We start from the raw sequence: 11266 nt of genomic DNA on the forward strand, positions 1-11266 counted from the left end.
GCGCGGGGAACTGCGCGACCAGCCACGCACGGTCCGCAGACGAACGCGCAGCGGGGCGCGAGGGCCGCAGGCCCCGCGAAGGGGGTGCAGGGGCGCAGCCCCGCCCGGGGGGCTGGGGGCGTAGCCCCCGGGAAAGCCGCCTTCGCCACCCACCCGCCCCCGGAGGGTTCAGGGAAGGGGTGGGGTGGGGGGAAAACGGGGCAGGGGGGTCAACCCTCTGGGTGACCGTGTGGGGGGCGTCGCACACAGGCCCCGGGACCTCGTAAGGTCGGGGGCGTGTTGGAGGAGATGCGGATACGGTCGCTCGGGGTCATCGACGACGCTGTCGTCGAGCTGTCGCCCGGTTTCACCGCGGTGACGGGCGAGACCGGCGCCGGCAAGACCATGGTCGTCACCAGCCTGGGGCTGCTGCTCGGCGGGCGCGCCGACCCCGCCCTGGTGCGGATCGGCGCCAAGTCGGCGGTCGTCGAGGGACGGATCGCGCTGCGCGCGGGCGCCACCGCGGCGATCCGCGCCGAGGAGGCCGGGGCCGAGCTCGACGAGGGCGCGCTGCTGGTCAGCCGTACCGTCTCGGCCGAGGGCCGCTCACGGGCGTTCCTCGGCGGACGCTCCGTGCCGGTCGGCGTGCTCGCCGAGCTGGCCGACGAGCTCGTCGCCGTGCACGGCCAGACCGACCAGCAGGGCCTGCTGCGCCCCGCCCGGCAGCGCGAGGCCCTCGACCGGTACGCCGGGGACGCGGTGGCCGGGCCGCTGGCCAAGTACGCGGAGGCGTACCGGCGGCTGCGGGCCGTCGCCACGGAGCTGGAGGAGCTGACCACGCGGGCGCGCGAGCGGGCGCAGGAGGCCGATCTGCTGCGCTTCGGCCTCGACGAGATCGCCGCGGTCGAGCCGCTGCCGGGCGAGGACACCGAGCTCGCGGCGGAGGCCGAACGGCTCGGGCACGCCGAGGCGCTGGCCTCGGCCGCCGCCCTCGCCCACTCGGCCCTGGCCGGCAACCCCGAGGACCCCGAGAGCGTCGACGCGACCACCCTGGTCGCGGGCGCCCACCGAGCCCTGGAGGCCGTACGGTCGCACGACCCGGCGCTGGCCGCGCTCGCCGAGCGCATCGGCGAGGTCGGGATCCTGCTCGGCGACGTGGCGGGCGAGCTCGCCGGGTACGCCGACGACCTCGACGCCGACCCCCTGCGGCTGGCGGCCGTGGAGGAGCGGCGGGCGGCGCTGACCGCGCTGACCCGTAAGTACGGCGAGGACATCGAGGCCGTGCTCGGCTGGGCCCAGCAGGGCGCCGCCCGGCTGACCGAGCTGGACGGCGACGACGACCGGATCGGCGAGCTGACGGCCGAGCGGGACGGGCTGCGCGGCGAACTGTCGGCCCTGGCACAGGAGTTGACCGACGCCCGCACCGAGGCCGCGGCGCGCTTCGCGGACGCGGTGACGGCCGAGCTGGCGTCGCTGGCGATGCCGCACGCCCGGGTGTCGTTCGCGGTGCGGCAGGTGGAGGACGCCGAGGGCGTCGAGGTGGGCGGGCGGACCGTGGCGTACGGGCCGACCGGCGCCGACGAGGTGGAGCTGCTGCTCGCCCCGCACCCGGGCGCCCCGGCACGCCCGATCGCCAAGGGCGCCTCGGGCGGTGAGCTCTCCCGGGTGATGCTCGCGGTCGAGGTGGTGTTCGCGGGGACCGACCCGGTGCCCACGTACCTCTTCGACGAGGTCGACGCGGGCGTCGGCGGCCGGGCGGCGGTCGAGATCGGCCGGCGCCTGGCGAAGCTCGCCAAGTCGGCGCAGGTCGTGGTGGTGACCCATCTGCCCCAGGTGGCGGCCTTCGCGGACCGCCAGCTGCTGGTGGAGAAGACCAATGACGGCACGGTCACCCGCTCCGGTGTCACCGTCCTGGAGGGCGAGGACCGGGTCCGCGAGCTCTCCCGGATGCTGGCGGGCCAGGAGGACTCCGAGACGGCCCGCGCCCACGCGGAGGAGCTGCTGGCGACGGCGCGCACGGAGGGCTAGCCCCCGCGCGTGGTGAACCGCCCGCCGGGGGTTCACCCGTGTGGGTGGTCCCCCGGAGCGGTCCGGCGCCCCTCGACACGGGGAAACGTCCGGACGGGGGCGGAACGTCCGTGCGGGCTGGCATCCTTGGCCGGGTCCACACCGGCCCACCGCCGACCCGGGAGCCTGTTCACGTGTCACAGCTGCGTACGGTCCAAGTGCTGGGCGGCGGCAGCGCGGGCAGCAGCGCGCATGTGCGCTCGCTGGCGGCGGGCCTCGCCGCGCGGGGCGTGCGGGTCACCGTCTGCGCCCCGGCCGCGCTGGAGCGGGAGTTCGACTTCCGGGGCGCGGGCGCCCACTTCGTGCCGGTGCCCCGGCGCGGCGACCCGGTGGCCGTGGGCGCCCTGCGGGCGGTCTGCGCGGGCGCGGACGTGGTGCACGCGCACGGGCTGCACGCGGCGGTGCGCACCTCCCTCGCCCTGGGCGGGCGGCGCGCGGTCCCCCTCGTCGTCACCTGGCACATCGGCTCGCACGCCGACGGGGCCAGAGGGCAGGTGCTGCGGATGCTGGAGCGGCGGGCGGCCCGGGCGGCCGCCGTGGTGCTGGGCACCTCCTCGGACCTGGTCGACCGCGCCCGGCGGTGCGGCGCCCGGGACGCCCGGCTCGCCGCGGTCGCGGTGCCCGGCCCCCGTACACCGGTCGCCGACGGCAAGGCGCGGGCCGAACTCGGCGCCGTGGGCCGGCCGTTGCTGATGGCCGTGGGCAGCCTGGTCGAGCACCGCGGGTACGACGTGCTGCTGGACGCCGCCCACCGCTGGAAGGCGCTCGACCCCGTACCGCTGCTGGCGATCGCGGGCGAGGGCAGGCTGCGGGGCGCGCTCAAGCGGCGCATCGAGGCCGAGGGGCTGCCGGTGAAGCTGCTCGGGCGGCGCGACGACGTCACCGAGCTGCTGGCCGCCGCCGACGTGGCCCTGCTCGCGAGCCGCTGGGAGGGCCGCTCGCTGCTGGCCCAGGAGGCGCTGCGGCTCGGCGTGCCGCTGGTGGCGACCGCGGTGGGCGGGGTGCCGGAGCTCGTCGGGGACGCGGCCGAGCTGGTGCCGTACGGGGACGCGGCGGCGCTCGGGGACACCGTGGCCCGGCTGCTCGCCGACCCGGCCCGGCGCCGCGCACTCGCCGAGGCCGGCCCCGTACAGGCGGCCGACTGGCCCACCGAGGACGAGACGGTGGCGCAGGTGCTCAGCGTGTACGACGAGTTGACGCAGCGGCAGGGGGGCTGAGGGCCTGCTTCCGCGTCCCCGCCGCGCTCCGAGGTGCGGTCACGCCACGTGGCGGCGGGCCCGCAGGGCCAGGGAGAGGGCGAGCACCGTCTGCGGGTCGTCCAGGTCGGTGCCGAGCAGCTCCGCGATGCGGGCCAGGCGGTTGTAGAGCGTCTGCCGGTTGAGGTGCAGCTCGCGGGCCGTCTCCGCCTTGCGTCCCGCGTGCGCCAGATAGGTCTCCAGGGTGGGCAGCAGCGGCGGGCGCGAGGCCGCGTCGTGGGTGCGCAGCGGGCCGATGGCGCGCTCCACGAACGCCGCCAGGTCCGGGTGCTCGCGCAGCCGCCACAGGAGCAGGTCGATGTCGAGGCGGCGGGCGTCGTACCAGGGGCGCTCGGGCAGGCCCTGCGCGGCCGCCGCGGTCTCGGCCGCGTGGCGCAGGCCCGCCGAGGCCGCCGCCCAGCCGCCCGCCGCCGCGACCACCACCACCGGCTGCGCCCCGGCCCGGGCCAGCCCCGCGCGCTCCACGCCCGCCCGCAGCGCCGCCGCCACCCGGTCGGCGACCGCGTGGCGCTCCGACTCCGAGCGCAGCCCGAGCAGCAGCGGCACCCGGCCCTCCACCGGCCGTACGCCCAGCAGCACCGGCACGCCCACCGAGGAGAGCTCCTCCAGGACCGCGCGGGCCAGCACCGCCCAGTTGCCGGTGGGGGAGAGCTCGGAGGGCAGCCGCATCACCACGGGCAGGAGCGGTCCCTCGCCCGGTTTGAAGCCCAGCACCCTCGCCTGCGCGGGCGCGTCCTCGGCGGTGATACGGCCCTCGGCCAGGTCGGTCAGGAAGTCGCCGCGCCCGCGCGCCGCCAGCTCCTCCTCCTGGCGCGCCTGCATCAGCACCACCGCGAGGATGCCCGCGGCGCGCTCCGCCGCCATCCGGTGGACCGGCAGCAGCGGCGCGGCGACGGCGAGCAGGACCAGCCGGGCCCGCACCGCGCCGGCACCGTGGCCGCCGCCGGGCACGTCCACCAGGACCGCGCCGGCCGGCGGCCCCGACTCGCGGGACTCGCGCTGGCCGCGCAGCCCCTCCCACACCTGGAGCGGGTCGGCGCCCGCCTCGCCGGAGCCCTCGGCCGCGTACAGCAGCTGCCCGTCGGGGGTCTCCAGGAACACCGGGTTGGCCGTGAAGTCGGCCAGGATCGACAGGACCTGGGGCACGCCGCCGCCCGACAGCAGCGCGCCGGTGCACCGCCGGTGCACCTCCTCGGCGCGCTGGAGCAGGGCGTAGTGGCCGTTGACGATCTCGGTGTGGATCTCCTCGGTCACCGTCACGAACGGGACCTCGCGGTGCAGCGCGACCAGCGGGAGCCCGGCCGCCCGCGCGGTGTCCACGAGGGTGGCGGGCAGCCTGCTGAAGCGCGGGCCGAGCTCGACGACCAGCGCGGCGATGCCCCGCTCGGCCAGCCTGCGGACAAAGGCGCGCTGCTCGGCGGGGCGGGTGCCCAGCCCCAGGCCCGTGGTCAGCAGCAGCTCGCCGCCCTTGAGCAGCGAGGCGATGTTGGGCACCTCGCCCGCGTGCACCCAGCGCACGGTCCGCCCCAGCCGCTCCGCGCCCGCGACGACCTCGGGGAGCCCGCCGCGCAGTCCGGGCAGTTCGAGAGCGCGCTGCACGGTGATCCCGCCCTGGCTGTCCAATGGGGTTCACCTCGTGTTTTGTCGTACCGGACGGTGATGCGGGTCACGGTACGACACGGTTCTCCGTTTCCGTCAGGCCGGGGCGATGTTGTGGTTGTAGCGGAAGACGTTGTCCGGGTCGTAGGCGCGTTTCACCTCCGAGAGCCTGCGCATGTTCTCGGCGCCCAGGCCCGCGATCACGCGGTCCCTGCCCTCGTCGCCGGTGAAGTTGAGGTAGACCGCGCCGGTCGACCAGGGCTGGACCCGGGCGCACACCTCCTTGACCCAGCGCACACAGCGCTCGTCGTCGGCCGGGTCCTCCCAGATCCCGAAGGGGTGCACGGCCCAGGCCGCGTCGCGGTAGGGCACCGGGTACTCGGCGGGGCCGTCGGCGATGGCGCCGCCCAGCGGGAAGAGCACGTGCTGGGTGCCGGTGGGGGTCGGCAGGGACTCGCCCAGGGAGCAGAAGACGTCGACGAGTTCGTCGGGCAGGCCGGTCAGGTACTCGGCCGACCAGTAGTTCCGCAGCCCGGGCGGGTCGTCCATCATGCACTGCACCTCGGCGTACGGCATGGCCGTGACGATCTCCACCTCGTGCGGCAGGGCGATCAGCGGCTGGGCGGTCTTGCGCATGGCCTCCTCGCCGCCCGCGTAGGCCACCATGGCACCGCACAGCACCTTGCCGACCAGGTGCTCCGGGATGAACGGCTCGGGCGGTGCGGTCATGTACAGGACGCCGCCGCTCGCCTCGGTGGGGCCGTTCGTGATGATCTCCCGATAGGTGTGCGCCACCTCGGCGGCGTACTCGGGCTGGTACAGCAGCAGGGCGATGGCGTACTCGGGCAGCTCGTGCAGGCGCAGGGTGAGCGAGGTGGCGACGCCGAAGTTGCCGCCGCCGCCGTGCAGCGCCCAGAACAGCTCGGGGTTCTCCTCGGCGCTCGCCCTCACCACGGCGCCGTCGGCGGTGACCAGCTCGACGCCGAGCAGATTGTCGACGGCGAGGCCGAACCGGCGGTCCAGCCAGCCCGATCCGCCGCCGAGGACGAAGCCGCCGACGCCGGTGGTGGAGACGCGCCCGCCGGTGGTGGCCAGCCCGTGCGGCTCGGTGGCCCGGTCCAGGTGGGTCATGAGGGCGCCGCCCTGGACGCGGGCGGCGTGGGCGGCCGGGTGGACGGTGACCTCGTGCATCCGGCGCAGATCGATGACCAGGCCGCCCTCGTTGAGGGCCTGGCCGGAGACGCTGTGGCCGCCGCCGCGCACGGCGATCTTCAGATCCAGCTCGCGGGCGAAGCGTACGGAGGTGACCACGTCCGCGTCGCACTCGCACTGGGCGATCACGGCGGGGCGCCGGTCGATCATGGAGTTGTAGACCGTCCGGGCCTCGTCGTAGCCCGGATCACCCGGGGCGAACACGTCGCCGGAGAGGTCTTCGCGGAGCTCGACGAGAGCCGTGCCCGCCTTGGAGGGGGAGGTCATGACGCCCCCCTTTCGGAGGGAAACAGAACAACTCCACTCTAAGCGGGCACAGGCCCTCGGGGCGCGGCGAACCGGCCCCGCACCCTCTCCCGGTACCCGCAAGCGCGCGGACTACCCCCCGTATGCCCCCGAGGCGGTCAGCCGCAGCGCCGTGTCGATCAGCGGAACGTGGCTGAAGGCCTGCGGGAAGTTGCCCACCTGGCGCTGGAGCCGCGGGTCCCACTCCTCGGCCAGCAGCCCGATGTCGTTGCGCAGCGACAGCAGCCGCTCGAAGAGCTTGCGGGCCTCGTCCACCCGGCCGATCATGGCCAGGTCGTCCGCCATCCAGAACGAGCAGGCCAGGAACGCGCCCTCGTCGCCCTCCAGGCCGTCGCAGCCCGCCTCCTCGCCGGCCGTCGGATAGCGCAGGATGAACCCGTCGGGCGTGGACAGCTCGCGCTGGATCGCCTCGATGGTGCCGATCACGCGCTTGTCGTCCGGCGGCAGGAAGCCCATCTGCGGGATCAGCAGCAGGGAGGCGTCCAGCTCCTTGGAGCCGTAGGACTGCGTGAAGGTGTTGCGCTCCTTGTCGTAGCCCTTCTCGCAGACGTCGCGGTGGATGTCGTCGCGCAGCTCGCGCCACTTCTCCAGTGGCCCGTCCGCGTCGCCCGACTCGATCAGCTTGATGGTGCGGTCCACCGCGACCCAGGCCATCACCTTGGAGTGCACGAAGTGGCGGCGCGGGCCGCGCACCTCCCAGATGCCCTCGTCCGGCTCGTCCCAGTGGTCCTCCAGGTAGTTGATGAGCTTCAGCTGGAGCAGCGAGGCGTAGTCGTTGCGGGCAAGGCCCGTCATATGGGCCAGGTGCAGGGCCTCGGTGACCTCGCCGTACACATCCAGCTGGAGCTGGTGGGCGGCGCCGTTGCCGACCCGCACCGGGGCCGAGTTCTCGTAGCCGGGCAGCCAGTCCAGCTCCGCCTCGCCGAGCTCGCGCTCGCCCGCGATCCCGTACATGATCTGGAGGTTCTCCGGGTCGCCCGCGACCGCCCGCAGCAGCCACTCCCGCCAGGCGCGGGCCTCCTCGCGGTAGCCGGTGCGCAGCAGCGAGGAGAGGGTGATGGCGGCGTCGCGCAGCCAGGTGTAGCGGTAGTCCCAGTTGCGCGAGCCGCCGATGTCCTCGGGCAGCGAGGTGGTGGGCGCGGCGACGATGCCGCCGGTGGGGGCGTAGGTGAGCGCCTTGAGGGTGATCAGGGAGCGGACCACGGCCTCGCGGTAGGGCCCGTGGTACGTACAGTGCTCCACCCACTCCCGCCAGAAGTCCTCGGTCGCCTCCAGCGACGCCTCCGGCTCGGGGTAGGCGGGCGGCTCCTTGTGGGAGGGCTGCCAGCTGATCGTGAAGGCGATCCGCTCACCGGGCGAGACGGTGAAGTCGGAGTACGTGGTGAGGTTCTTGCCGTAGGTGTCCACCGGCGTGTCCAGCCACACCGAGTCCGGTCCGGCGACCGCCACCGTGCGGTCGTCGACCTTGTGGACCCAGGGCACGACACGCCCGTAGCTGAAGCGCATCCGCAGGGCGCTGCGCATCGGCACCCGGCCGCTGACGCCCTCCACGATCCGGATCAGCTGCGGCGCGCCGTCTCGCGGCGGCATGAAGTCGGTCACCCGGACCGTGCCGCGCGGGGTGTCCCACTCCGACTCCAGGATCAGCGAGTCGCCCCGGTAGCGGCGCCGGTCCGCCCGGGGTGGCGGCGCGTCGGCCGCGTGGGCCGGGCCGATCCGCCAGAAGCCGTGTTCATCGGTGCCGAGCAGTCCGGCGAAGACGGCGTGCGAGTCGAAGCGTGGCAGGCACAGCCAGTCGGCTGTGCCGTCCCGGCAGACCAGTGCTGCGGTCTGCATGTCTCCGATGAGTGCGTAATCCTCGATGCGCCCGGCCACGTGCAATCTCCAGTCGAACGGCCACGTCCGCCCCGCGGGGCGCTTACTGCTACTGCGACTGCGGTCAAGGGAACGCCAACGAGCGCATGTTGTGGGTGACGGCCGGGGTGGTGCCGTGCTACCAGCGTCTCGGCGGCGAGTGTCCGAGCAGGATACGACGCACGTGGGTGATCCGCCGATGCCTTCCGGCAACGCCATTGGGCCGTCCGGGTGAGTGGAGTACAGAGGGTTGCCCGGGGGTGTGCGGAGCGTGGCCGGAAGCGGTGCGCCGCACTCGCTGATACCCTGGTAGCCCGTGGCCGGGTGGTGAAAAACCCCCCGAACCGCAGCGACGGCGCCTCCCGAGACTCGTACGGTACTCGTACAAGATCGACACAGGGTGACCGGCACACGCACTCCAGACAGCGACCACGGGAGCCCCCTCTTGGCCATGCAGACTCGATCCTCTGCGTCATCGACGACCAAGCACATCTTCGTCACCGGGGGTGTCGCCTCCTCCCTCGGCAAGGGTCTGACTGCCTCCAGCCTGGGTGCGCTCCTCAAGGCGCGCGGCCTGCGCGTCACCATGCAGAAGCTCGACCCGTACCTGAACGTCGACCCGGGCACGATGAACCCCTTCCAGCACGGTGAGGTGTTCGTCACCAACGACGGCGCCGAGACCGACCTGGACATCGGCCACTACGAGCGCTTCCTCGACGTCGACCTCGACGGCTCGGCCAACGTCACCACCGGCCAGGTCTACTCGCAGGTCATCGCCAAGGAGCGGCGCGGCGAGTACCTGGGCGACACCGTGCAGGTCATCCCGCACATCACCAACGAGATCAAGCACCGCATCCGCCGGATGGCGACCGACGACGTGGACGTCGTCATCACCGAGGTCGGCGGCACGGTCGGCGACATCGAGTCGCTGCCGTTCCTGGAGACCGTCCGCCAGGTGCGCCACGAGGTCGGCCGCGACAACGTCTTCGTCGTGCACATCTCGCTGCTGCCCTACATCGGCCCCTCCGGCGAGCTGAAGACCAAGCCGACCCAGCACTCGGTCGCCGCGCTGCGCAACATCGGCATCCAGCCCGACGCGATCGTGCTGCGCGCCGACCGCGAGGTGCCGCTGTCCATCAAGCGCAAGATCTCGCTGATGTGCGACGTCGACGAGGCCGCGGTGGTCGCCGCCATCGACGCCAAGTCGATCTACGACATCCCCAAGGTGCTGCACACCGAGGGCCTGGACGCCTACGTCGTGCGCAAGCTCGACCTGCCGTTCCGCGACGTGGACTGGACGACCTGGGACGACCTGCTCGACCGCGTCCACAACCCGGAGCACGAGGTCACGGTCGCGCTGGTCGGCAAGTACATCGACCTGCCCGACGCCTACCTCTCGATCACCGAGGCCATGCGCGCCGGCGGCTTCGCCAACAAGGCCCGCGTCAAGGTCAAGTGGGTCACCTCGGACGACTGCAAGACCCCGGCCGGCGCCAAGAAGAACCTCGGCGACGTGGATGCGATCCTGGTCCCCGGCGGCTTCGGCGACCGCGGTGTCAACGGCAAGATCGGCGCGATCCAGTACGCCCGCGAGAACAAGGTGCCGCTGCTCGGCATCTGCCTGGGCCTGCAGTGCATCGTGATCGAGGCCGCCCGCAACCTGGCCGGCATCCCGGGCGCCAACTCCACCGAGTTCGACGCCGCCACCGCCCACCCCGTCATCTCGACGATGGAGGAGCAGCTGGCGTACGTCGAGGGCGCGGGCGACCTGGGCGGCACCATGCGCCTGGGCATGTACCCGGCCAAGCTCGCCGAGGGCTCGATCGTCCGCGAGGTCTACGGCGACCAGCCGTACGTGGAGGAGCGCCACCGCCACCGCTACGAGGTCAACAACTCCTACCGCGCCGAGCTGGAGAAGAAGGCCGGGATCCTGTTCTCCGGAACCTCCCCGGACAACAAGCTCGTCGAGTACGTCGAGTACCCGCGCGAGGTGCACCCCTACCTGGTCGCCACCCAGGCGCACCCGGAGCTGCGCTCCCGCCCGACCCGCCCGCACCCGCTCTTCGCGGGTCTGGTGAAGGCGGCCGTCGAGCGCCAGCAGGCGGAGCGGAAGAACGGCAAGAAGTAACCAGACGATACGGTTGCCGGGGTACGGGTCCTGATCGGACGCGTACCCCGGTTTCTGTTTCGCGGGAGGACATCGATGCAGCTCCAGGACACCCCCGAGGAGTGGCGGGTCGTCGCCACCACGACCCCGTTCGAGGGCAACAAGACCAGCGTCCGCACCGACGACGTGGTCATGCCCGACGGCTCCGTCGCCCGCCGCGACTACCAGGTCCACCCGGGGTCCGTGGCCGTCCTCGCCCTCGACGGCGAGGGCCGGGTCCTGGTGCTGCGGCAGTACCGCCACCCCGTGCGCCACAAGCTGTGGGAGATCCCGGCCGGGCTGCTCGACGTGCCCGGCGAGAACCCGCTGCACGCCGCCCAGCGCGAGCTGTACGAGGAGGCGCACGTCAAGGCCGAGGACTGGCGGGTCCTCACCGACGTCTACACCACGCCCGGCGGCTGCGACGAGGCCGTACGGATCTTCCTCGCCCGCGATCTGTCCGAGGCGGAGGGCGAGCGCTTCGAGGTCGCCGAGGAGGAGGCCGACATGGAGCTGGCCCGGGTGCCGCTGGAGGAGCTCGTCCGGGGCGCGCTCGCCGGTGAGCTGCACAACAACTGCCTGGTGGTGGGTGTCCTGGCCGTGACGGCCGCGCAGGCGGGAGCGGGCTTCGAGGCACTGCGCCCGGCGGAGGCGCCGTGGCCGGCGCGGCCGTTCGAGAAGTAGCGCGCTGCCGGTTCCTCTCTGCGGCTGAGTGGTGGGTCGCTCGCGCAGTTCCCCGCGCCCCTGAACCCGCCTTCGTCTGCGGACCGTGGGTGGCTGGTCGCGCAGTTCCCCGCGCCCCTAACTGCCTAGGGGCGCGGGGAACTGCGCGAGAAGCGGGCACGGT

At 73.6% G+C, this 11266-nt stretch carries 7 protein-coding genes; 4 read left to right on the forward strand and 3 right to left on the reverse strand.

Annotated features, from left to right (window positions below):
- Positions 1 to 288: 288 nt before the first annotated feature.
- Together recN and ABD236_RS22735 are read left to right on the forward strand one after the other, a co-directional pair.
- Positions 289 to 2007 (forward strand): DNA repair protein RecN, encoded by a 1719-nt coding sequence (gene recN, locus ABD236_RS22730; protein ID WP_344076137.1) that lies wholly within the window; start codon positions 289 to 291, stop codon positions 2005 to 2007.
- Between the two features lie 173 nt (positions 2008 to 2180).
- Positions 2181 to 3263 carry a glycosyltransferase family 4 protein gene (locus ABD236_RS22735; RefSeq protein ID WP_344076125.1) on the forward strand — a complete coding sequence of 361 codons (1083 nt, stop codon included), beginning with the start codon at positions 2181 to 2183 and terminating at the stop codon, positions 3261 to 3263.
- A 39-nt stretch (positions 3264 to 3302) separates the two neighbouring features.
- Here the strand turns inward: ABD236_RS22735 and ABD236_RS22740 are convergent, their stop codons facing one another.
- The 3 genes from ABD236_RS22740 to ABD236_RS22750 all read right to left on the reverse strand — a co-directional run bounded on the left by ABD236_RS22740 (position 3303) and on the right by ABD236_RS22750 (position 8294).
- The gene (locus tag ABD236_RS22740) at positions 3303 to 4925 is read right to left on the reverse strand and encodes a PucR family transcriptional regulator (RefSeq protein ID WP_344076127.1); all 1623 of its coding nucleotides are present in this window, start codon (positions 4923 to 4925) and stop codon (positions 3303 to 3305) included.
- Between the two features lie 72 nt (positions 4926 to 4997).
- Entirely contained in the window at positions 4998 to 6380 is a 1383-nt protein-coding gene (locus ABD236_RS22745) for an FAD-binding oxidoreductase (protein WP_344076129.1), read from the reverse strand.
- A gap of 111 nt (positions 6381 to 6491) precedes the next feature.
- Entirely contained in the window at positions 6492 to 8294 is a 1803-nt protein-coding gene (locus tag ABD236_RS22750) for a glycoside hydrolase family 15 protein (protein ID WP_425543928.1), read from the reverse strand.
- Between the two features lie 430 nt (positions 8295 to 8724).
- Here ABD236_RS22750 and pyrG point away from each other — a divergent pair, with 430 nt between their 5' ends.
- Positions 8725 to 10401 (forward strand): CTP synthase, encoded by a 1677-nt coding sequence (gene pyrG / locus ABD236_RS22755; RefSeq protein WP_344076133.1) that lies wholly within the window; start codon positions 8725 to 8727, stop codon positions 10399 to 10401.
- A 75-nt stretch (positions 10402 to 10476) separates the two neighbouring features.
- Complete coding sequence (locus ABD236_RS22760) at positions 10477 to 11103, forward strand: NUDIX domain-containing protein (protein WP_344076135.1); 627 nt, start codon at positions 10477 to 10479, stop codon at positions 11101 to 11103.
- Positions 11104 to 11266 lie beyond the last annotated feature (163 nt).

It is taken from the genome of Streptomyces crystallinus (assembly GCF_039521265.1).
In the GTDB taxonomy this organism is placed as follows: Bacteria; Actinomycetota; Actinomycetes; order Streptomycetales; family Streptomycetaceae; genus Streptomyces; species Streptomyces crystallinus.